At 70.6% G+C, this 22,475-nt stretch carries 18 protein-coding genes and 5 tRNA genes; 10 read left to right on the top strand and 13 right to left on the bottom strand.

Annotated elements, in window-relative coordinates; translation table 11 throughout:
• The first annotated feature begins 267 nt into the window (after positions 1–267).
• Positions 268–984 carry an IclR family transcriptional regulator NdgR gene (gene ndgR / locus ACIP94_RS28700; RefSeq protein WP_014675221.1) on the top strand — a complete coding sequence of 239 codons (717 nt, stop codon included), beginning with the start codon at positions 268–270 and terminating at the stop codon, positions 982–984.
• Positions 985–1,260: 276 nt separating this feature from the next.
• On the opposite strand, the gene ACIP94_RS28695 is transcribed toward ndgR, so the two are convergent.
• The 10 genes from ACIP94_RS28695 to ACIP94_RS28650 form a co-directional block, all read right to left on the bottom strand.
• Positions 1,261–1,333, bottom strand: a tRNA-Glu gene (locus ACIP94_RS28695).
• Between the two features lie 28 nt (positions 1,334–1,361).
• Positions 1,362–1,433 (bottom strand) — tRNA-Gln (locus ACIP94_RS28690).
• A gap of 20 nt (positions 1,434–1,453) precedes the next feature.
• A tRNA-Glu gene (locus ACIP94_RS28685) sits at positions 1,454–1,526 on the bottom strand.
• A 61-nt stretch (positions 1,527–1,587) separates the two neighbouring features.
• Positions 1,588–1,660 (bottom strand) — tRNA-Glu (locus ACIP94_RS28680).
• 39 nt (positions 1,661–1,699) lie between these two features.
• Positions 1,700–1,771: transfer RNA gene (locus ACIP94_RS28675), tRNA-Gln, on the bottom strand.
• Positions 1,772–1,862: 91 nt separating this feature from the next.
• Positions 1,863–2,618 (bottom strand): HAD family hydrolase, encoded by a 756-nt coding sequence (locus ACIP94_RS28670; RefSeq protein WP_402431744.1) that lies wholly within the window; start codon positions 2,616–2,618, stop codon positions 1,863–1,865.
• Between the two features lie 51 nt (positions 2,619–2,669).
• A complete protein-coding gene (locus ACIP94_RS28665) occupies positions 2,670–3,374 on the bottom strand; it encodes a DUF4241 domain-containing protein (RefSeq protein WP_402431741.1) in 705 nt (234 codons plus the stop codon).
• A gap of 220 nt (positions 3,375–3,594) precedes the next feature.
• Complete coding sequence (gene gltX / locus ACIP94_RS28660) at positions 3,595–5,070, bottom strand: glutamate--tRNA ligase (protein WP_402431738.1); 1,476 nt, start codon at positions 5,068–5,070, stop codon at positions 3,595–3,597.
• Positions 5,063–5,839: a fumarylacetoacetate hydrolase family protein gene (locus ACIP94_RS28655; protein WP_402431735.1), complete on the bottom strand. Its 777-nt coding sequence runs from the start codon at positions 5,837–5,839 to the stop codon at positions 5,063–5,065. Before ACIP94_RS28655 ends, gltX begins: the two co-directional genes overlap by 8 nt.
• A 233-nt stretch (positions 5,840–6,072) precedes the next feature.
• The gene (locus ACIP94_RS28650) at positions 6,073–6,261 is read right to left on the bottom strand and encodes a hypothetical protein (protein ID WP_402431732.1); all 189 of its coding nucleotides are present in this window, start codon (positions 6,259–6,261) and stop codon (positions 6,073–6,075) included.
• A 601-nt stretch (positions 6,262–6,862) separates the two neighbouring features.
• Between ACIP94_RS28650 and ACIP94_RS28645 the strand changes: the two genes are divergently transcribed.
• The 8 genes from ACIP94_RS28645 (at position 6,863) to ACIP94_RS28610 (ending at position 17,454) form a co-directional block, all read left to right on the top strand.
• Positions 6,863–10,687 carry a nitrate- and nitrite sensing domain-containing protein gene (locus ACIP94_RS28645; protein WP_402431729.1) on the top strand — a complete coding sequence of 1,275 codons (3,825 nt, stop codon included), beginning with the start codon at positions 6,863–6,865 and terminating at the stop codon, positions 10,685–10,687.
• A 9-nt stretch (positions 10,688–10,696) separates the two neighbouring features.
• Positions 10,697–11,110: a roadblock/LC7 domain-containing protein gene (locus ACIP94_RS28640; RefSeq protein ID WP_103838061.1), complete on the top strand. Its 414-nt coding sequence runs from the start codon at positions 10,697–10,699 to the stop codon at positions 11,108–11,110.
• A 111-nt stretch (positions 11,111–11,221) separates the two neighbouring features.
• Positions 11,222–11,620 carry a DUF742 domain-containing protein gene (locus ACIP94_RS28635; RefSeq protein ID WP_055493544.1) on the top strand — a complete coding sequence of 133 codons (399 nt, stop codon included), beginning with the start codon at positions 11,222–11,224 and terminating at the stop codon, positions 11,618–11,620.
• Complete coding sequence (locus tag ACIP94_RS28630; protein ID WP_402431726.1) at positions 11,601–12,176, top strand: GTP-binding protein; 576 nt, start codon at positions 11,601–11,603, stop codon at positions 12,174–12,176. The genes ACIP94_RS28635 and ACIP94_RS28630 overlap by 20 nt, the downstream gene beginning before the upstream one ends.
• A gap of 367 nt (positions 12,177–12,543) precedes the next feature.
• A complete protein-coding gene (locus ACIP94_RS28625; RefSeq protein WP_402431723.1) occupies positions 12,544–15,801 on the top strand; it encodes a nitrate- and nitrite sensing domain-containing protein in 3,258 nt (1,085 codons plus the stop codon).
• 10 nt (positions 15,802–15,811) lie between these two features.
• Positions 15,812–16,225: a roadblock/LC7 domain-containing protein gene (locus ACIP94_RS28620; protein WP_004983065.1), complete on the top strand. Its 414-nt coding sequence runs from the start codon at positions 15,812–15,814 to the stop codon at positions 16,223–16,225.
• 97 nt (positions 16,226–16,322) lie between these two features.
• Positions 16,323–16,892, top strand: a complete 570-nt coding sequence (locus tag ACIP94_RS28615; protein ID WP_402431720.1) for a DUF742 domain-containing protein — start codon at positions 16,323–16,325, stop codon at positions 16,890–16,892.
• A complete protein-coding gene (locus ACIP94_RS28610) occupies positions 16,873–17,454 on the top strand; it encodes a GTP-binding protein (protein ID WP_402431718.1) in 582 nt (193 codons plus the stop codon). Before ACIP94_RS28615 ends, ACIP94_RS28610 begins: the two co-directional genes overlap by 20 nt.
• Positions 17,455–17,651: 197 nt before the next feature.
• On the opposite strand, the gene ACIP94_RS28605 is transcribed toward ACIP94_RS28610, so the two are convergent.
• Both ACIP94_RS28605 and ACIP94_RS28600 read right to left on the bottom strand, forming a co-directional pair.
• Positions 17,652–17,846, bottom strand: coding sequence for an acyl-CoA carboxylase subunit epsilon (locus ACIP94_RS28605; protein ID WP_402431715.1), 195 nt, complete (start codon positions 17,844–17,846; stop codon positions 17,652–17,654).
• A gap of 56 nt (positions 17,847–17,902) precedes the next feature.
• On the bottom strand, positions 17,903–19,495 hold the full coding sequence (locus ACIP94_RS28600; RefSeq protein ID WP_402431712.1) for an acyl-CoA carboxylase subunit beta: 1,593 nt from the start codon (positions 19,493–19,495) through the stop codon (positions 17,903–17,905).
• Between the two features lie 418 nt (positions 19,496–19,913).
• Here ACIP94_RS28600 and ACIP94_RS28595 point away from each other — a divergent pair, with 418 nt between their 5' ends.
• Positions 19,914–20,516, top strand: a complete 603-nt coding sequence (locus tag ACIP94_RS28595; protein WP_402431710.1) for a YceI family protein — start codon at positions 19,914–19,916, stop codon at positions 20,514–20,516.
• Positions 20,517–21,035: 519 nt separating this feature from the next.
• Here the strand turns inward: ACIP94_RS28595 and ACIP94_RS28590 are convergent.
• Positions 21,036–22,388 carry a hypothetical protein gene (locus ACIP94_RS28590; RefSeq protein ID WP_402431707.1) on the bottom strand — a complete coding sequence of 451 codons (1,353 nt, stop codon included), beginning with the start codon at positions 22,386–22,388 and terminating at the stop codon, positions 21,036–21,038.
• Positions 22,389–22,475 lie beyond the last annotated feature (87 nt).

Below are 22,475 nucleotides of genomic sequence, written 5' to 3'. Positions count from 1 at the left end.
TAGAGAAGGTCGGGCTCGCCCTCGGCGCGCCGGACGACATGGTCATCCCAGACCTTCTCCGCGAGTGTCCTACCCATCGCTTTCCCTCCGGCCGGCAAAGACCGCACCGACCCAACTAGAGATCTTGGGGTGGCGACGCCCGTACCCCTGGTTTCCGGGCGTCTGCCGCCAGGCCCGTTGCTCCACGGGCCGCCGTGACATCCAGGGTGGCGCGTTCCACGGAAAATTGAACTTGCGTTTCACAGAGTGAGACGTGAGTATCGTTGCATGGACAACAGTAGCGGCGTCGGCGTTCTGGACAAGGCGGCCCTCGTCCTGAGCGCTCTGGAGTCCGGTCCGGCCACCCTCGCGGGTCTGGTCGGCGCCACCGGACTGGCACGACCCACGGCCCACCGCCTGGCCGTGGCGCTGGAGCACCACCGCATGGTGGCGCGCGACATGCAGGGCCGTTTCATCCTCGGCCCCCGGCTGGCCGAGCTGGCCGCGGCGGCGGGCGAGGACCGCCTGCTGGCGACGGCGGGTCCGGTGCTGACCCACCTGCGCGACGTCACGGGCGAGAGCGCGCAGCTCTACCGCCGCCAGGGGGACATGCGTATCTGTGTCGCCGCCGCGGAGCGGCTGTCCGGCCTGCGCGACACGGTGCCGGTGGGCTCCACGCTCACGATGAAGGCGGGCTCCTCGGCACAGATCCTGCTGGCCTGGGAGGAGCCCGAGCGGCTGCACCGCGGCCTCCAGGGCGCCCGCTTCACGGCGACGGCCCTGTCGGGCGTACGGCGCCGGGGCTGGGCCCAGTCCATCGGGGAGCGCGAGCCGGGCGTGGCGTCCGTCTCCGCGCCCGTACGCGGCCCCTCCAACCGTGTGGTGGCCGCGGTGTCCGTCTCCGGCCCCATCGAGCGTCTGACGCGCCACCCGGGCCGTATGCACGCACAGGCGGTCATCGACGCGGCCGGCCGCCTGTCCGAGGCGCTGCGCCGCTCCGGCTGACGGCCCGGTGACCGCAGGGAAGAGGGCCGGCCTCAACGCCGCGGCAGGTCCTCTTCCACGAGACGCGGGCGAGTCGCCCGAGGTCCGGGCCGTCCCGCCACACCAGAAACATCAGCCTCAGACGCCACAGCAGCCACGACCGGCGCCGAAGTCCTGGGGCCGGCCACGGAGTTGGTTCACCACCTCGGCCGCCGGCACACACCGCGCCGCGCCGGGACGCACGGGCCCGGAAAACGCCGCAGGGCCTCCACCGAAGTGGAGGCCCTGCGGGCTGTGTACCCCCGACCGGATTCGAACCGGCGCTACCGCCTTGAGAGGGCGGCGTGCTAGGCCGCTACACAACGGGGGCGAGGATCTTACGTTTCCGCAGATCCGAGCTGGTCTACCTGGACTCGAACCAAGACTAACTGAACCAGAATCAGTCGTGCTGCCAATTACACCATAGACCAATGTGGTTTAGACCAGACCGTACCCCCGACCGGATTCGAACCGGCGCTACCGCCTTGAGAGGGCGGCGTGCTAGGCCGCTACACAACGGGGGCCCTAGCGATCCTGCATCGAGGACAGCGGGAGCGACCCGGCTGTCCTCGCGGGAAGGATCTGTACCCCCGACCGGATTCGAACCGGCGCTACTGCCTTGAGAGGGCAGCGTGCTAGGCCGCTACACAACGGGGGCTTGCGGATGAGATCCGCACATGCAGATGAGCTCTGCGAGCTGGCCTACCTGGACTCGAACCAAGACTAACTGAACCAGAATCAGTCGTGCTGCCAATTACACCATAGGCCACTGGAACGCAAGCCCCTGAGGGGATTTTGTTCTAGCTCGCGCCTCCGGTTTCCGGCCTTTCGGCCCGCTCCCCGGCGGCGCAGGAAGAACATTACCCGAAGGTGGACGGCGCTCCAAAACGGGTATCCGCGCCGAGGACCGAGGGGAGTTCGTCGAGGGAGGCGATCCGGTGCAGGCCGGCGGGGCCTTCCGGCCGCACGGCGGGCTGTCCGTCCGTGACGACACGCACACCCGCACGGTCGATCCACACGGACAGCAGCCCGGCCTCGGCCGCCCCACGGCCGTCGATCTCCGGATGGTCGCCGACGTAGGCGACCTGGTGCGGGGCGAGCCCGAGCGCGTCGCAGGCCGCACGGAAGGCGCGGGCGTCCGGCTTGGAGACGCCCAGCTCGGCGGCGCACAGCACGGCCTCGAAGCGGTCGCGGACACCGAGGGTGCGGAGCTTGTACTCCTGGACGTGGACGCTGGAGTTGGACAGCACCGCGTGCCGGTGGCTGGCGGCGAGGGCGTCCAGGACGGGCAGGACGTCCGGGAAGAGGGCCCAGGCGGCCTCGTAGTGGCCCAGATAACGCCGAAACCAGGCGTCCGCCTCGTCATCGGTCAGCGCCCGCTCGAGGAAGACCCGTACGCGGTCCCGGCGCTGCCCCTCGAAGGAGGTCTCGCCGGCCGCGTACCGGGCCCACTGGAGGTCGGTGATCCGCCGCCACCGGGCGAGGGCCTGCTCCACGCTCCCGTGGCCGCCGAGCAGCCCCTCGGCGGCCAGGTGCCCGCGCATCCCGGCGCGGTCGGCGGTGGTGTAGTCGAACAGGGTGTCGTCGACGTCCCAGACGACGGCCTTGATCGGCACGCGGTTCACCTCCGGCTCATGGCCTGACCGGCCCCTGACGACGGTAGCCGCTCAGCCGGTGGCGGCGGCAGTCCCGCTCGGCTCCTCGGCCTCGGACGGGTCCGGGGCGACGAAGAAGTCGGTGACGAAGCAGGTGATCTCGCCGGCCGCCGTACGGCCGATCCAGGTGGGATAGCAGCCGTCCCCCCATCCGGAGGTGAAGGCGGCCAGGGTGTCCCCGCCGTCCGGCGCGGTGACCAGATGGGGGCCGGGAGCCCAGTCGCTGTTCTCGAAGGCGTCCCACAGCGGCCCCTCGTCGCCCTCCCCCCAGCCCTGGAAGGAGGCGTCGGCCGCGGCGTCGTAGAAGCAGCCGGTGCCGGCGTCGACGCCGTAGCCGTAGAACTCGTCCTCGCCGAGCGCGCCGGTGTCCTGGCCCGGCAGCAGGGCGAGCTCCCACCCGGCGGTGGGCTCGTCGCGGATGACCAGGCGCGCGGCGGCCACCCGCAGATGGGGGTCGCCGGACGGCGGCTCGTCGGGCTGGGTGAGCGTCGCCACGGCCGCGTCGACACGGTAGCGGCCGGGCGCCACGGAGACGGTGAAGGGCTCGATGTCCCCCTGGCCGAGGCAGACGAACGGGTCACAGGCCACGACCCGGCCGGTGGGCAGCCACAGCTCGCCGCCGTCGGCCACGCCGATCGTGCCGACCGTTCCGGACTCGTAGCGGAATGTGCTGCCGGGGGTGAAGAGCCACGCGTAGTCACGGGCGGGCATCGGCATGAGGGCGCCTTTCCATAGGGGCCGTGGGCGATCGGATCCGCAGGCGGCCCGGGGGACTTCGGCCCCGCGGTGACCGCGCGATGCGATGCCCCGAACGGTAGTGCCCGGGGCTGACACACGCGGCTCTTCGGGGGCGCGAAAGGCAAAGGCGGGACAACGGCAGGGCGGCAGCCTCCTGGCTGCCGCCCTGTGTGTCCGCGTCCGTCCCGGCAGCCGGCGCCTACGCCGCCGCCCTCGCCAGCGCCGCGTCGATGCGCGCGAGCGTCTTCTCCTTGCCGAGGACCTCGAGGGACTCGAACAGGGGCAGGCCGACCGTGCGGCCGGTGACGGCTACACGGACCGGGGCCTGGGCCTTGCCCAGCTTGAGGCCGTGGGCCTCGCCGGCGGCCAGGACGGCCTCCTTCAGGGACTCCGGGGACGTCCAGTCGGCCGTCTCCAGCTTCTCCCGCGCGGTGCGCAGCAGCGCGTCGCTGCCCTCCTTCATCGCCTTGGCCCAGGAGGCCTCGTCGAAGACCGGCTCCGGCAGGAACAGGAAGTCGACGTTCTCCGTGATCTCGGACAGGACCTTCACCCGCGTCTGGGCGTGCGGCGCGATCGCCTGCCACCGCGCCTCGTCGAAGTCCTCCGGGGCCCAGGGCGCGAAGGGGGCCTTCAGCCACGGACGGCAGCGCTCCGTGAAGTCCTTCACGTCCAGCAGGCGGATGTGATCGGCGTTGATCGCCTCGGCCTTCTTCAGGTCGAAGCGGGCCGGGTTGGGGTTCACGTCCGAGATGTCGAAGGCGGCGACCATCTCCTCGACCGAGAAGATGTCGCGGTCCGGCGCGAGCGACCAGCCCAGCAGGGAGAGGTAGTTGAGCAGGCCCTCCGGCAGGAAGCCGCGCTCGCGGTAGAGGTTCAGCGAGGACTGCGGGTCGCGCTTGGAGAGCTTCTTGTTGCCCTCGCCCATCACATACGGAAGGTGACCGAACTCGGGCACGGCCTTCGCGACGCCCAGCTCGATCAGCGCCTTGTAGAGCGCGACCTGGCGGGGGGTGGAGGAGAGCAGGTCCTCGCCGCGCAGCACGTGGGTGATGTCCATCAGCGCGTCGTCGACCGGGTTCACGAGCGTGTACAGGGGCATCCCGTTCGCCCGCACGATGCCGTAGTCCGGCACGTTCTCCGGCGTGAACGTCAGCTCGCCGCGGACCAGGTCCGTGAAGGTGATCGTCTCGTCGGGCATCCGGAAGCGCACGATGGGGGTGCGGCCCTCGGCCTCGTACGCCGCCACCTGCTCGGCGGTCAGGTCGCGGCAGTGCCCGTCGTAGCCGGACGGCTTGCCGGCGGCGCGGGCGGCGTCGCGGCGGGCGTCCAGCTCCTCCGTCGTGCAGTAGCAGTGGTAGGCGTACCCGCCCTCCAGGAGCTTGTCCGCGACGTCCTTGTAGATGTCCATCCGCTGGGACTGGCGGTACGGCGGGTGGGGGCCGCCCACCTCCGGGCCCTCGTCCCAGTCGAAGCCCAGCCAGCGCAGCGAGTCCAGGAGCTGGAGGTAGGACTCCTCCGAGTCGCGCGCCGCGTCCGTGTCCTCGATGCGGAAGACGAACGTGCCGCCGGTGTGACGGGCGTACGCCCAGTTGAACAGGGCGGTGCGGACCAGGCCCACGTGGGGGTTGCCGGTCGGGGACGGACAGAAACGTACGCGGACGGATCCGTTAGCCACGCTTGATCACCTTATTGGTGAGAGTGCCGATGCCTTCGATGGTGACGGCGACCTCGTCGCCGACGTTGAGGGGGCCGACCCCCGCGGGGGTGCCCGTGAGGATCACGTCGCCGGGAAGCAGCGTCATGGCCTCGGTGATGTTGACGATCAGATCCTCGATCGAGTGGATCATCTCGCCCGTGCGGCCGAGCTGGCGCTGCTCGCCGTTGACCGTGAGCTGGATGGTGAGGTCGCTCGGATCGAGGTCGGTCTCCACCCAGGGGCCGAGGGGGCAGGAGGTGTCGAAGCCCTTGGCCCGGGCCCACTGCTTCTCGCGCCGCTGGACGTCGCGCGCCGTGACGTCGTTGGCGCAGGTGTAGCCGAGGATCACGTCCTTGACGCGCTCGCGCGGCACCTCGCGGCACATACGGCCGATCACCACGGCCAGCTCGGCCTCGTGGTGCAGCTCCCGGGAGAAGGAGGGGTAGGCGATCTCGTCGCCGCTGCCGATCACGGAGGTGGACGGTTTGAAGAAGGCGAACGGGGCCTCGGGCACCTCGTTGCCGAGTTCACGCGCGTGCTCCGCGTAGTTGCGGCCGAAGGCCACGACCTTGTTGGGGAGCACCGGCGGCAGCAGCCTGACCTTGCTCAGCGGCACCTTGGTGCCGGAGAGCTCGAAGTCCGCGAACGGGATGCCCTTGATGATGTCGAGGACGAGCTCGTCCGGCTTGTCACCCTCGACCACGCCGAAGGCGACGTTCCCGTCGATGGAGAATCTGGCGATGCGCACGGGATCCTTGCGCCCCTTAACTGAGCTGGCTGGAGTCTGACGCTCCAGGCTAACGCGGCAGCGAGCGGGGACCGTGCGTATGGACCGGGGGGCGCATGAGCGATCGGCTTGGATCCGGGGGTGTGAGCGGCCGGCTGCGGAGCGCTGCCGTCCGGCCGGCCGCGGCGCGCACGGGGGGCCGCTTCCCGAGGTCACCCGCGAGGGCACTGAGCAAGCGGCGCCCGGCGCGCGTATTACTCCGCGACGGAGGTCTGGACCGGGACCTTCATGAGGACGGTGCGCTTGGGATTGGCGGTCTGGGTGGGAAGGTCGACGGAGTGTTCCGGTGTCGCCGGGGCCTGCAGCTCGTCGGCGTCGGCGAGGTGCGCCAGCGTCGTGCGCCGCGGGTTGGCTATGGTGCGGAACATCATCGTGGTCTTCACTGGTGTCGTTGACCTTGTCGTGAGGGGCGCCGGGCGGGCGGCGCGGGCCGCCGCCGGGGCGCGAGTTGTCGGATTCGCCATCCCTGTAAAGCGTCAGGCTAAACATGCAATTCCCCACCGAAGCCGTGAAGAGACTGTGACCCCCGTGTGAGTTTGCTCACTAAGCCGCAGGCAAAAGGGTCAATTCACCCGGCCATTACGTCACGACAAAACGGGCATTGCTTGATTGAAGCTTGCATTCCGCTCCTGATCATGGCGACTGGGACACCGGGTCCACCTCAATGACTCGTGCACATACGCCCGTTATGTGCGAGATCACTTTCTACGCCTTGTGACGCACCCCTCACAAGGTGTCACGGAGGTCACAGCCTCGTCCCTTGGCCTTGTTGGAGATCCTGCACTGTGCTGGAATTCCACGGACCGCCGCGGGATCGCACCGGCGCGCAGGGGGCGCAACGCAGCGCCGGGCAGCGACGGGGAGGGGGAGCCAGCGCCGGTCACTCACGACCACCCGGGGGGCGTATTCAGGGCGCCCCTCACAACGCCGACACCGTCCCACCGTTCACGCGGAGGGGCGCCTGGTCCAGAGGTTGCGACGCTAGTGCAGGGACGTTTCAAGAGGGATGGCAGCGCTTCGGCCGAGCCGGAAGCGCACGGCGGGACCGACCGCGGTTCCTCGCCCCAGCACGCCCAGAACCCAGGACCGGCCGCGGCCGGCGGCGGTCCCGAGCGGCCCGGGCGCCCCGGCGCGCCCGCGGGTTCCACGGCACCCACGCCGCCGGCCCCGCCCAAGACCCCGGGACCGATCGACTCCGGCTCGCGCGTGGCACTGCGCAACTGGCGCATCTCCACGCGCCTGGTGTCGCTGCTCGCGCTCCCGGTGGTCGCGGCCACCTCGCTCGGTGCCCTGCGCATCAGCGACAACATGGACCAGATCCAGCAGCTCGACAACATGAAGCTGCTGACGGACATGACCAAGCAGGCGACCCAGCTGGCCGCCGCGCTCCAGGAGGAGCGCGACCAGTCCGCCGGTCCGCTCGCCCACGGCGCCACGGCGTCCGACTACACGGTCAAGGGTGTCCGCGACAAGACCAACCGCGCCCGCTCCTCCTTCCTGGAGGGCACCCAGGAGATCGGCGACGCCTCCGACAGCGGCCAGCTCTCGGGTGTCCGCGAGAGCGTGGTCGGCATCGCGAGCGAGCTGAACAACCTCAGCGCGATCCGGGCCAACGCCTACAAGGATCCGAAGAACTCCACGCAGACGGTCGAGGCGTACCACCGTCTGATCACGCAGCTGCTCAGCCTCTCCCAGGACATGGCGGAGGCCACCAGCAACCCGGAGATGATCCAGCGCACCCGCGCACTGGCGGCCTTCTCCACCGCCAAGGAGTACGCCTCCATGCAGCGCGCGGTGATCGCGGCCGCCCTGCCCGCGAACATCGACACGTTCGGCACCCTCTCCGAGAACGACCGGCAGTACGCCCTGTCGGCCCTGGACAGCCAGGACTCCCAGCTGGACAGCTTCCGCAGCATCTACGGCGACGGCGCCGAGGACCTGACGAAGCCGATCGACCAGGGCAGCCCGACGATCGAGGCCGCCGACCAGTACGCCAGCCGCGTCCTGAAGAGCTCGTCCGGTATGCGCAACCAGGACAAGCGCTCGTACAAGGACTGGGTCGACGACGACTCGACCAAGATCGAGCAGATGAAGAAGATCGAGGGCACGCTGCTCGAGCAGATGGAGCAGAAGGCCCGCGAGCTGAAGAGCGCCTCGCAGAACGAGGCGATCATCTCCGGTGCGCTGGTCCTGCTCGTCCTCGGTGTCTCCCTCGTCGGCGCCTTCGTCGTGGCCCGCTCCATGATCCGCTCGCTGCGTCGCCTCCAGGAGACCGCGACCAAGGTCGCCCAGGACCGTCTGCCCGAGCTGGTCAAGCAGCTCTCCGAGTCCGACCCGCAGGACGTCGACACGTCCGTGGAGTCGGTCGGTGTGCACTCCCGGGACGAGATCGGCCAGGTGGCCGCGGCCTTCGACGACGTGCACCGCGAGGCGGTCCGCCTCGCCGCCGAGCAGGCCCTGCTCCGGGGCAACGTCAACGCGATGTTCACCAACCTCTCGCGCCGCTCCCAGGGTCTGATCCAGCGCCAGCTGTCGCTGATCTCCGAACTGGAGTCCCGCGAGGCCGACCCGGACCAGCTGTCCTCGCTGTTCAAGCTCGACCACCTCGCGACGCGTATGCGCCGTAACGGTGAGAACCTCCTCGTTCTCGCGGGTGAGGAGCCCGGCCGTCGCTGGACCCGCCCGGTCCCGCTGGTCGACGTGCTCCGCGCCGCCGCGTCCGAGGTGGAGCAGTACGAGCGCATCGAGCTCGCCGCGGTGCCCGCCACCGAGGTCGCCGGCCGGGTCGTCAACGACCTCGTGCACCTGCTCGCCGAGCTGCTCGAGAACGCCACCTCCTTCTCCTCGCCGCAGACCAAGGTCAAGGTCACCGGTCATGCGCTGCCCGACGGCCGCGTCCTGATCGAGATCCACGACACGGGTATCGGCCTGTCCCCCGAGGACCTCGCGCAGATCAACGAGCGCCTCGCCTCGCCGCCCACCGTGGACGTGTCGGTGTCCCGGCGCATGGGTCTGTTCGTGGTCGGCCGTCTGTCGCAGCGCCACGGCATCCGCATCCAGCTGCGGCCCTCCGACTCCGGTGGTACGACGGCGCTGGTCATGCTCCCGGTCGACGTGGCCCAGGGCGGCAAGAAGCCCGCTCCCGGCAAGCCGGGTGCGCCCACCTCGGGCGGTCCGGCAGCCGCGCAGGCCGCCGCGGGCGCGGCCGCGGCCCGTCGCCAGGCCCAGCAGAGCGGATCGTCCTTCGGCACCGGCTCGTCCGGCGGCCCCGGACTGGGTGCCGCCCCGCAGCGCGGGCAGGTGGGTGCCGGACAGGGCCCGCGTGCCGCACTGCCCGGCACCACCCCCGGCGGCCGTCCCGGCGGACCGCAGGGTGCCTCCTCCCCGCAGCAGGGCCGGCCCGGCGCGGGCGCCTTCGGCCAGGGCGGCTCCTTCCAGGACTCCGGGTCCCGTCAGGGAGGCTTCGGCGACGGCGGCTCGGGCATGCGCCCGGCCGGCTTCGGCGACGGCGCCCCGGCGAGCGCTCCGCAGCAGCCGCAGCAGAAGCCTGAGCAGAAGCAGCCCAAGGAGCGCGGTGGACGCCGTCGCCCGCAGCTGCCCGGCCGCGGCGGTACGCGTGCCGAGCTGCCCGGTGGCAGCCCGCAGCAGCGCACTCCGAGCTGGAGCGACGAGAACGCGCAGCCGTCGGTGCCGCGTGCCTCGCTGGACGCCCCGCGCGGCCACGAGGAGCCGGACGCCCTGTCCACGACCTCCCCCATGCCGCGGATCGACGACCGGCAGGGCCCGGGAGCGACCGCCGAGATCCCGCGTGTCGACGACCGCCAGGGATCGGCTGTCGGCCCCGAGTTCCAGCGACCGGACGTCAACGCCCCGCAGGGCGGCGGCCAGTTCGTCCGCCAGGACGTCTTCGGCTCGGACCAGGGTGGCGCGACGGGCCAGTTCCCGGCCGCGGGCCACGGCCAGAACACCGGCCAGTACCCGGCACCAGGTCACGGCCAGAACACCGGCCAGTACCCGGCACCAGGTCACGGCCAGAACACCGGCCAGTACCCGGCACCAGGTCACGGCCAGAACACCGGCCAGTACCCGGCACCGGGCCACGGCCAGGACACCGGGCAGTTCCCGGCGCCCGGCCGCGGTCAGGACCCTTCCGGCACCGGCCAGTTCCCGGCCCAGGGCTACGCCCCTTCCGGCACCGGCCAGTTCGCCGCCCCCGGGTACGGAAACCGTCAGGACCCCTCCACCACCGGCCAGTTCGAGCGGCCGCAGACGGCGGGCGACGGCTACGGCGCATCCCTGCCGCCGGCCCAGCACCGTCCGCAGCAGCAGCCGCCGCGCCGTCAGGAGCCCGAGGCGCTGCCACCGGCGCCGGGCCCCGGTGACGGGCGCACCCCGCTGTATGACACGCTGGAGACCAACTGGTTCCGTGGCGGACAGGGGCAGCAGCAGAGCAACGGCTCCGCGCCGCAGGCCCCGCAGCAGTCCTCCACACCGCCGCAGCGTCCGGCCGCCAACACGGCCTGGCGCACCTCGCCGAACGACGAGCTCGTCCGACAGGCCGAGCGCGTGCGGCAGCCCGCGGCGGGCGGCATCACCACCTCCGGCCTGCCGCGTCGGGTCCCACGGGCGAACCTCGTGCCGGGCACGGCTCAGCAGCAACAGCACCAAACCGGTCCGCAGGTCTCGCGTTCGCCTGACGACGTACGCGGCCGGCTGACCAATCTCCGACGGGGCATCGCTCAGGGTCGCCAGGCCGGTACCGGCCGGACCGGCAACTTCCCCAGCCCCACTCACCAGCAGGAGCGTTAGTTGAGCCCGATGAGCCAGGCGGCACAGAACCTCAACTGGTTGATCACCAACTTCGTGGACAACACCCCCGGGGTGTCCCACACCGTCGTCGTGTCCGCCGACGGACTCCTTCTGGCGCTGTCGGAAGGCTTCCCAAGGGATCGCGCCGACCAGCTGGCGGCCGTCGCCTCCGGGCTCACCTCGCTGACCGCCGGGGCCTCCCGGATCTTCGAGGGCGGCACCGTGGCGCAGACGGTCGTCGAGATGGAACGCGGGTTCCTCTTCCTCATGTCCATCTCGGACGGCTCGTCGCTCGCCGTGCTCGCCCACCCCGAGTGCGACATCGGTCTCGTCGGCTACGAGATGGCGCTCCTGGTGGACCGCGCGGGGGCGGTCCTCACGCCCGACCTGCGCGCCGAGCTCCAGGGCAGTCTGCTCCACTGATAGGTCCAGGCACCACCCACCTCACCAAATCACCGTCCGGCCGCCACAATCCCCCCACCGGCCCCGTCAGACGGCACGACTGACCGACTTGCTGTCCCGCCCGGAGGATTCATGACCCCGCCCACCGCCCATCATGATCCGTACGCCGAGCCGTACGGGGACGAGGGCGACCAGCCGCTGGTACGTCCGTACGCGATGACCGGCGGCCGGACCCGGCCGCGCTATCAGCTCGCCATCGAGGCGCTGATCAGCACGACGGCAGACCCGGCCCAGCTGATGGGACTGCTGCCGGAGCACCAGCGGATCTGCCACCTGTGCCGCGAGGTGAAGTCGGTGGCCGAGGTGTCGGCGCTCCTCGCCATGCCGCTCGGTGTGGCACGGATCCTCGTCGCGGACCTCGCGGAAGCCGGTCTTGTCGCGATCCACCAGCCGGGTGGCGACGAGAACAACGGCGGCGCGCCGGACGTGACACTGCTCGAAAGGGTGCTCAGTGGACTTCGCAAGCTCTGACGGAGGCCGGGCGACCACCTCCGCGAAGATCGTGGTGGCGGGCGGCTTCGGTGTCGGCAAGACCACGTTCGTCGGCGCCGTCTCCGAGATCAACCCGCTGCGCACGGAGGCCGTCATGACGTCCGCGTCCGCGGGCATCGACGACCTCACCCACACCGGGGACAAGACCACCACCACGGTGGCCATGGACTTCGGCCGCATCACCCTGGACCAGGACCTGATCCTGTACCTGTTCGGTACCCCCGGCCAGGACCGCTTCTGGTTCATGTGGGACGACCTGGTCCGCGGCGCCATCGGCGCCATCGTGCTCGTCGACACCCGCCGCCTGGCCGACTGCTTCCCGGCCGTGGACTACTTCGAGAACTCGGGCCTGCCCTTCGTCATCGCCCTCAACGGCTTCGACGGACACCAGCCCTACGCCCCCGACGAGGTCCGCGAGGCACTCCAGATCGGCCCGGACACCCCGATCATCACCACCGACGCCCGCCACCGCGCGGACGCCAAGAGCGCCCTGATCACCCTGGTCGAACATGCCCTCATGGCCCGGCTGCGGTAGATCAAGTCGTCCGCACCATACGGCAGTTGTCGTAGACATGCGGGGGCCGGCTGTGGTGTTTGACACGGTCGGCCCCGCTGTTCATAACGTTTCGACAGAGAAATCCGGTGGTATCGACACGCGTCGCGGTCGTTCGGTGTCACTGCGCTCACAAAAGCCCCGCCTTTTGGCGGGGCTCGCTCTTTATGACCGTTTTATCTGGGGCTTACAGCGGGCGGAAACCTCACTTCCGAGTGTTTGGAATCGCGCAGGTTGACGTGCTGGAATGCCTGAACTGCCCAGTAGTCAAGGACGTACAGGTCTCAGACGGGGCTCTGGAGACACCGCGGCACGACGTAGGTGCCGTCGCCGAGAGGTTGTTGGTCGAGTGAGGCGAAGCAAGAAAAGTCCCGAGCCGTCGGCACGGGGCAACTTCACCCCGCCGCCGCGCGGAGCGGCACCCGCACACGTGCCCGGTCCGGAGCCGACGGCTACGCCGCCCAGTGGCAGCCGCTTCTCCCCGCGCAACTGGCGCGTGCCGACCAGGCTGAACGCGATCCTGCTCATCCCCGTGCTGGTCGGCCTGGTCATGGGCGGCTTCCAGGTGAAGAGCTCGATCGACACCTGGAACCAGGCCAAGGACGCCGAGAACACCGCCCGGCTGGTGCAGGCGTCCCTGCGCTACGCCGACGCGCTCTACCAGGAGCGCGACGCGTCCGCGGAACCCCTGCTGAAACCGGACAGCGAGGGCGCGAAGGACCCGACCGTCCGCCAGGTACGGGCCGCCACCGACAAGGCCGCGGAAGCCTTCGACCTGGCCGCCCGGAACATGCCGCACAAGCCCGGCCTGGAGCGCCGCCTCGGCATCTTCCGCACGGCCGAGAAGAAGCTGCCGGCACTGCGCCAGATGGCGTACACCTCCAAGCTCAAGGGCGTGCAGACGGAAGAGGGTTACGTCGAGGTCGCGCACCCGCTGATGGAGTTCGCCAACGAGCTCGGCCTCGGCACCGGCAACATCACCAGCTACGGCCGCACCGTCTACGCCATCTCGCTCACCAAGGCCGCGCTCTCGCTGGAGCGCTCGATCGGTATGCACCTGCTGATCAAGCCCGGCCCCGACGCCCAGAACCTCGCCAAGCAGCGTGTCTCCCTCTCCTCGTACGCCTACCTCGAGGGCATCGCCGTCGAGGAGTACATCGGCGGTGGTACCGCGGCGGACGCCAGGAAACTGGACGAGGCCAAGACACAGCTGCAGGCGGACGGCAAGGCCCTGGCCCAGCAGGCGGCCGCCAAGGCGCAATCCGAGGGCAAGACGTACGTGCCGCCGCCCTCCACCCCCACGTCCGACCCCGCGACGAACATGGTGTCGGCGCTCGCCACCCTGCCGGCCCCGAACCAGACGGCCGTCGCCGCGCTCGCCCAGCAGGGCGTCACCCCCGCGAACTGGTGGGCGGTGACCACCCTCAAGTACAACGCCTACCGTCAGATCGAGTCGGACCTCGCCGACAAGGCCGTGTCGGACGCCTCGGCCATCGCCGACGACGCCCAGCAGTCCGCGCTCATCACCGGTGCCATCGTCGTCGTCGCCCTGCTCGCCGCGTTCATCATCGCCGGCCTCATGGCCCGGCAGATGAGCCGCTCGATGCGCCAGCTGCGCAACGCCGCCTTCGGCGTCGCCGAGCAGCGGCTGCCGATGCTGGTCGACCAGCTCTCGCGGACCGACCCCGGCCGTGTCGACACCCGTGTCGCGCCCATCCCGATCGCCACCACGGACGAGATCGGCGAGGTCGCCCGCGCCTTCGACCAGGTCCACCGCGAGGCGGTCCGGCTCGCCGCCGAGCAGGCGCTGCTGCGGGGCAACATCAACGCGATCTTCACCAACCTCTCGCGCCGCAACCAGTCGCTGATCGAGGGCCAGCTGACCCTGATCACCGACCTGGAGAACAACGAGGCCGACCCGGACCAGCTGGAGAACCTCTTCCGCCTGGACCACCTCGCCACCCGTATGCGCCGCAACGGCGAGAACCTCCTCGTCCTCGCGGGCGAGGAGCCGGGCCGCCGCTGGGACCAGCCGGTTCCGCTGGTCGACGTGCTGCGCGCGGCCTCCTCCGAGGTGGAGCAGTACGAGCGCATCGAGTTGTCCGGTGTCCCGGAGGCCGAGATCCACGGCCGCGCCGTGACCGACCTCGTCCACCTGCTCGCCGAGCTGCTGGAGAACGCCACCACGTTCTCCTCGCCGCAGACCAAGGTCCGGGTGACCGCGACCCGTCTGCCAGACGGCCGCGTCATGGTCGAGATCCACGACAAGGGCATCGGCCTGACGGCCGAGGACTTCGCGGACATCAACCACAAGCTGGCCAACCCGCCGACCGTGGATGCCGCGATCTCGCAGCGCATGGGTCTGTTCGTGGTCGGCCGGCTGTCCGACCGGCACGGCATCCGGGTCCAGCTGCGCCCCTCCGGCGAGCAGGCCGGCACCACCTCGCTGGTCATGCTCCCCGACGCCATCACCCACGGCGGTGGCGGCGAGCAGCCGCTGGAGCGAGACGAGTTCACGGTGTCGCAGATCATCCCGGAGCAGAGGTTCCAGGGTGAGGACTTCGGCTCGCCGCTGCCGATGCGTACGGCCGCGGAGCTGGGCTTCGACGACAGCCGCTACTCCGAGGCCCCGGACGACATCCGCGGACTGGACCCCGTCGGCCGCTCGCTGATGCGCGAGGAGCGCCGTGCTGCTCTGGAGGCCCAGGCACAGGGTCACAGCAGGCCGCAGGAGGAGCAGGGAGCCGCTCCGGCGTACCAGGAGGGCTTCGAGACGCCCCAGCCCGCGTACGACAACGGCCAGCAGGCCTACGGCAACGGGCAGCACGCGTACGGTGACCAGCAGGCCGCGTACGACCGGCAGACGGCGTACGAGGAGCCCCAGCAGCCTGCGTACGACGAGCAGTACTTCCCGCAGAACGGCGCCCTGCCGCAGAGTGACGGCTTCCCGTCCGGCGGCGGCTACCCGGAGCCCGGCTATACGGAGCCGCTCCAGCAGAACCACTCTGCGGGCCAGGCCACCGCCTCGGATACGTTCACGGCCTTCGACGAGTCGCCCTACCAGGACGACTGGTCGAAGAGGGACGACTTCCAGAACGGCTACCGCGCCGATTACGCTCCGGAAACGGAATCCACGCAGGCCGCTGACGTGAGTGAGCAGGACCGCGTAGGCTTCGACCGTCCGGGACAGACCCCCTCCGCCGGTCACGCGCTGACCGACGCCGGACTGCCCCGCCGCGGTTCCACCGCGAACGGCACGGCCGGCCGGACGCAGCCCGTGACGCAGGATCCGCCGGCGGCCACGGAGAAGGGCGACGACTGGCGCTCCGCCAACGACCAGCGGTGGCAGCAGGCGTCGCAGCTCCGGAAGCCCAAGGCGGGCGGGGTCACCTCTTCCGGTCTGCCGCGGCGCGTGCCCAGGGCGAACCTCATGGAGGGCGCCGCGGAAGCGACCCCGCAGGGAGGCCCACAGGTCTCCCGTGCCCCGGAGGATGTCCGGGGCAGGCTGAGCAACCTGCGTCGAGGCGTCCAGCGCGGACGCAGCGCAGGCAGTGAAACGAACGGCCAGGGCTTCGGTCCTGACAGCACCTACGACCAGGAGCGTTAGTGTGAGCCCGATGAGCCAGGCGGCACAGAACCTGAACTGGTTGATCACCAACTTCGTGGACAACACCCCCGGTGTGTCCCACACGGTGGTGGTCTCCGCCGACGGACTCCTTCTGGCGATGTCCGAAGGCTTCCCGCGCGATCGCGCCGACCAGCTGGCGGCCGTCGCCTCCGGTCTGACCTCGCTGACGGCGGGCGCCTCCCGCATCTTCGAGGGCGGCAGCGTGAACCAGACGGTTGTGGAGATGGAGCGGGGATTCCTCTTCATCATGTCCATCTCCGACGGTTCGTCGCTCGCGGTTCTCGCGCACCCGGAGGCAGACATCGGCCTCATCGGGTACGAAATGGCCCTTCTGGTGGACCGTGCCGGTACGGTCCTCACTCCCGACCTTCGGGCGGAGCTCCAGGGAAGCCTTCTCAACTAACAGACGAACGGTGTGTATTGGCGTCCCGGCACCGTAAGGTTTCGGGACGCGGCTTCCACGAGGATGGGTGCCCAGCGCAGTTGGAGGAGGAGAGAACGTGGCAACACCCCCAGGCGGTTCGCCCGCGGGTAATTGGTCCTATGGCCCCGGCCAGGGCCAGGGTGAACAGAACCGGTACAACTTCCCCTCCGCACCGAGCCCGCGGCGTCAGCCGTACGCGCCCCAGGGTCCCGGCCCCTCGCCGTACGACCAGCCGCCGGCGCCGCGCATCCAGCCCGTGCAGCCGCAGCGCCGCGCCCCCGAGGCGGCGCCCGCGGGGTCGTCGCACAACCCTCTGGTGCGTCCGTACGCCATGACGGGCGGCCGCACCAGGCCGCGCTACCAGCTCGCCATCGAGGCGCTGGTGCACACCACCGCGCAGCCGCACCAGATGCAGGGCCAGCTGCCCGAACATCAGCGGATCTGCAACCTCTGCCGGGAGATCAAGTCGGTGGCCGAGATCTCGGCGCTGCTCACGATCCCTCTCGGCGTGGCCAGAATCCTCGTCGCCGACTTGGCGGAGGCGGGTCTGGTCGCCATCCATCAGCCCGGCGGCGACGAGAACGCCGGCGGCCAGCCAGACGTGACACTGCTCGAAAGGGTGCTCAGTGGACTTCGCAAGCTCTAGCGGCGGTCCTTCCCGCTCCACCACCTCCGCGAAGATCGTGGTGGCGGGCGGCTTCGGCGTGGGCAAGACCACGTTCGTCGGCGCCGTCTCGGAGATCAACCCGCTGCGCACGGAGGCCGTCATGACGTCTGCTTCGGCGGGCATCGACGACCTCACCCACACCGGGGACAAGACCACCACCACGGTGGCCATGGACTTCGGCCGCATCACCCTGGACCAGGACCTGATCCTGTACCTGTTCGGTACCCCCGGCCAGGACCGCTTCTGGTTCATGTGGGACGACCTGGTCCGCGGCGCCATCGGCGCCATCGTGCTCGTCGACACCCGCCGCCTGGCCGACTGCTTCCCGGCCGTGGACTACTTCGAGAACTCGGGCCTGCCCTTCGTCATCGCCCTCAACGGCTTCGACGGACACCAGCCCTACGCCCCCGACGAGGTCCGCGAGGCACTCCAGATCGGCCCGGACACCCCGATCATCACCACCGACGCCCGCCACCGCGCGGACGCCAAGAGCGCCCTGATCACCCTGGTCGAACATGCCCTCATGGCCCGCCTGCGGTAACGCGTCTCCGCGGGCCGGTGCGTGGTCGCTCGCGCGGTTCCCGCGCCCCTTGTGGGGCGCGGGATTCTCTTTTCTCCCTGCGCACCTGGCTTTCCCCCACACCGGTTTTCCCCTGGACAGCGGTTTTTCCCCCGGACACCGAGAAGGGCCCCTCCGTGACGGAGGGGCCCTTCTCGGACTGCTGAGGGGCGAAGCGCCTAGCTGTGCCAGCTGTGGGGCGCCCGGAAGCCGGGCTCGCGCTCCAGGCGGCGCCAGCCTGCCTTGGCGCGGCCACGGTGGGACGGCGAGACATCGGGCTGGGCGGCCGCACGGGCCAGGAGGACGGCCGTGATGGCGGCGACTTCCTCCGGGCCGGCGTGGCCCTTCTCGACGCGGATGTCGGGAGTGTTCATGGTGTAAGTCTCCGTAAGAGAGGGGTCCGCGGGGTTGCCGCGATGGATCCGCTCGGTTACTGCGGGGGGTTGCCGTGCTTACGGGCGGGCAGGTCCGCGTGCTTCGCCTGCAGCATCGCCAGGGACTTGATGAGCACCTCACGCGTCTGGGCCGGGTCGATGACGTCGTCCACCAGGCCGCGCTCCGCCGCGTAGTACGGGTGCATCAGCTCGGACTTGTACTCCTTGACCATCCGCGCCCGCATGGCGTCCGGGTCCTCCGCGCCCGCGATCTGGCGGCGGAAGATGACGTTGGCGGCACCTTCCGCGCCCATCACGGCGATCTCGTTGGTCGGCCAGGCGTAGGTGAGGTCCGCCCCGATGGACTGGCTGTCCATGACGATGTACGCACCTCCGTACGCCTTGCGCAGGATCAGCGAGATCCGCGGCACGGTCGCGTTGCAGTAGGCGTAGAGCAGCTTCGCGCCATGGCGGATGATTCCGCCGTGCTCCTGATCGACACCGGGCAGGAACCCGGGGACGTCCAGGAGCGTCACCAGCGGAATGTTAAAAGCGTCACACATCTGGACAAAGCGCGCAGCTTTTTCCGAGGCCTCGATGTCCAGGACCCCGGCGAGGGTCTGCGGCTGGTTGGCGATGATGCCCACCACCTGGCCGTCCAGGCGGGCGAGTGCGCAGATGATGTTGCGCGCCCAGCGCTCGTGGACCTCCAGGTACTCGCCGTCGTCGACGATCTCCTCGATGACCTTGGCCATGTCGTACGGGCGGTTGCCGTCGGCCGGGACCAGGTCCAGCAGCACGTCGCTGCGGCGGTCCACGCTGTCGGCGGGCTCGACCCGCGGCGGGTTCTCCCGGTTGTTCTGCGGGAGGAGAGACAGCAGGTAGCGCACCTCGGCGATGCAGGTCTCCTCGTCGTCGTAGGCGAAGTGACAGACGCCGGAGGTCTCGGCGTGCACATCGGCGCCGCCCAGGCCGTTCTGGGTGATCTCCTCGCCCGTGACGGCCTTGACCACGTCCGGACCCGTGATGAACATCTGGGAGGTCTCGCGGACCATGAACACGAAGTCGGTGAGGGCGGGGCTGTAGGCGGCGCCGCCCGCGCAGGGGCCGAGCATCACGCTGATCTGCGGGATGACACCGGAGGCCTTGGTGTTGCGCTGGAAGATGCCGCCGTAACCCGCGAGCGCGCTGACGCCCTCCTGGATACGGGCGCCGGCGCCGTCGTTCAGGGAGACCAGCGGGGCGCCGGCCGCGATGGCCATGTCCATGATCTTGTGGATCTTCGTGGCGTGGGCCTCGCCGAGGGCGCCGCCGAAGATACGGAAGTCATGGGCGTAGACGAAGACCGTACGGCCCTCCACCGTGCCCCATCCGGTGATCACACCGTCGGTGTACGGCTTCTTGGCCTCCAGGCCGAACCCGGTCGCCCGGTGGCGGCGCAGCTGCTCGACCTCCTGGAAGGACCCCGGGTCCAGGAGCAGCTCGATCCGCTCCCGGGCCGTCAGCTTGCCCTTGGCGTGCTGCGCCTCGGTCGCCTTCTCGCTGGGACCTGCCAGGGCCCGCGCACGGATCTCGTGCAGTTCGGCGACGCGCCCGCGCGCGTCGGTGGGCTCGCTCCCGGAATCTACAGCCTCGTCCAAAACGGTCATGTAGCGACCTTACGAAGTCCACCAAGGAAAGCGGCCCGTTGACTCCGTACAGTCTCCGGCCCGTTTTCCTGGTACCCCTGAACAGAACCATGCCCGGATGCAGCCGATCCGACTGCTTCAGGGGGCCGAGCGTTGTAGGCCCCTCACAAAGGGGTCACTCGGATACCACGGCGCATTCGGCGCCGCACATGCCATCCCCGGAGTGACGCGGAACCCCGAACGGCGGCGACCCCTCACCGTACCCGCCCCGCCGGGACGTGGCACATGGCCCTACGAGAGGACACGGCGGCGACAAGGTTGAAAGTTGAACGGAATCGCGTTACCGTCGTTCACGTCGTCCTCATTGAAGATTCAACAGATTTTCCCCGTCCGGCCTCTCTTCCCGGGAGCCGGGAACCGTCCCCCTAGGAGCAGGATCATGGGCATCTTCGGCCGCAAGAGCGCCGCCACCGCCACCACCCCCGCCGCGGTGAACCCCGACCTCGCCGCGCTGACCGGTGACTACACGGTGGACCCCTCGCACACCACGATCGGTTTCGTGGCCCGTCACGCCATGGTGACCAACGTCAAGGGCGGTTTCCAGGACTTCGAGGGCACGCTGCACCTGGACGGCGCGGACCCCTCCAAGTCCACGGCCTCCATCGATGTGAAGATGGACAGCATCGACACGGGCTCGGCCGACCGCGACGGCCACCTCAAGAGCGCCGACTTCTTCACGACCGACGAGCACCCGATGATGACGTTCCGCTCCACCGGGGCGCAGGCGCTGGGCGGCGACGACTACCGGATCACCGGCGACCTCACCATCCTCGGCACCACCAGGCCGATCACCATCGACCTGGAGTTCAACGGCGCGGCCAAGGACCCGTTCGGCAACGAGCGCGTCGGATTCGAGGGCAAGGCGGAGATCCTGCGCTCGGACTGGGGCCTGACCTGGAACGCGGCACTGGAGACGGGCGGCGTGCTGGTCTCGGACAAGATCAAGCTGGTCTTCGACATCTCGGCGATCAAGCAGGCGTGACCCTTGCCGCCGCGCAGCACCGCGTCGGCCCCGCGCCTCGCGGTCTCCCCGACCGAGCCCGTCCTCCGCCACCCCTGCGGAGGACGGGCTCTCGGCTGTCGGCGGTCGGGGGTCAGGCGCCGATGTCCCCGGCGGCGGCCGTCCGCAGGCCGTGGCACCTGGGCGCCGTTCGCGGGGACGCACCGTGGGGCGTCCCCGTACCGGGAGCAGCCGCCCGGCAGCGCCGCGGGCCGTCGTCAGTCCGCGTCGCGGCTCACCGAGGAGGGGCGCCGGACGCCGTCGCGGGCCACCGCCCAGCGGGACGCACGGCTCGCCGCCGGGCTCTGCCCGCTCGGCGAGCGGGAACGCGGGGTGCCGGCGCCGGACTCTCCCCGCCCGGCGAGACGGAACGCCGGGCGCCTCGGACTCTTATCGCCCGGCGAGACGGAACGCGGGGTGCGGCGCCGGCGGCCGCGTTGACGGAGCGGCTCGCGAACACCGACGCGCCCCACGAGGGCGCCTGACGCCACGGCGGCCGGGTCAGAACCCCCCGCCGAAGTCCCCTCCGCCGCCCCCGCCGAAGTCCCCTCCCCCGCCGTCGCCGAATCCGCCGCCGAAGTCCCCGGGGTCGAAGTCCGCGCCGGACATGTCTCCGCCGTCGTAGCCCCCGAAGTCGCCGTAGCCCGCGCCGTAGTCCGCCGCGTACGCCGGGGTGGACATCATGCTGCCGAGCACCGTGCCGACCAGCAGGCCGGGGAGGATGCCACCGCCGAAGTAGCCGCCCGCCCAGGGGCCGTAGGCAGGGCCGGCATCCCAGTACGGGCGGCGGCCGTACTCCGTGTCGACCTCGCGGACCGCGGGGTCGAGGCCGTCGGCCAGCCGGGCCCGATCCGCCGCGCAGACCGGCACCTCGCGCGAGGCGCCGCCCGGGGGCGTCCACAGGGCGTCGGCGACGGACGGGCCGTGGCGCGGATCGAAGAAGCACGGCGGCCGGCGCTCGGGCAGGGGGCGGCCCTCCCGGCGGGCGGCGAGCACCGCCAGCGAGAAGCGGCCGTCCTCCAGTGCCTGGGTGACGGCCTTCACGTCCTCCGGGCGCTGCGCCGCGGCCATGGCCGACTTCGCCTGGTCGTAGGCGTTCAGGGCCCGTTCGTAGTCCTCGCGCATCGCGTCGTCCGCGCCCGGTTCCCCGGGGTGGAAGTCCAGGCGGTCCAGTTCCTCACCGAAGGCGGTGATGTCCTCGTCGACCACGACCCGCAGCTTCCGGAGCGCGGCCCGCTGCTCCTCCTCCCGTCGGCGCCGCCCGCGCCGGACGAGCGCGTAGGCGCCCGCGCCGCCGGCCACCAGCACCGCGGCGACCGCGATCAGCGCGGTGGAGGAGACCCCGCTACTGCCGCCCGACCCGCCCCAGCTCGACGGGGCGTGACCCCGGACGTTGACGAGCGCACGGTCGGTGAAGTCGTTGAGCTGGGCCTTGACGGACTCGCCCTGCACGCTGGCGACCAGGTTCCGCACGGCGGTGCGGGGCAGCACCGAGGAGTCGGCCCGGGCGTCGAAGCGGTCGCCGAGGCGGATCGCGTACACCCCGGTGATACCGGTGGCCGTGCGGAGGTCGGAGAACAGGTTCCGGGTGGGGTAGCCGGCGGGAAGGACGACCACGAAGACCGGTTTGCCCGCGTCCTCGATCTTCTTCGCGAGGGCGCCGGCGTCCCGGGAGGACAGTTGTCCGGAAGCCGCCGGGTCGACGTAGACCGGTCCCTTGCGCAGCGCCGCGGCGACGGCCGACACGTCCGTCGCGGCCTGTGCGCGCGGCACGCCTGCGTACAGCACCGTCAGGGCCGCCATGAGCAGCGCGACCAGCGGTACGGCGAGTCCTTTGACCAGTACGGCCTTCATACCTCGACGCTACCCGAAGGCGACCGGAACGCGACGGCCGGAAGGGGGTGCGGAAGCAGGGTGCGGAAGGGGGCGGTGCCCGGTGCG

This window comes from Streptomyces sp. NPDC093261 (assembly GCF_044753645.1).
Lineage (GTDB): Bacteria > Actinomycetota > Actinomycetes > Streptomycetales > Streptomycetaceae > Streptomyces.
The sequence above is the reverse complement of the archived record's forward strand: the minus strand, read 5'-3'. Positions and strand labels throughout refer to the sequence as shown.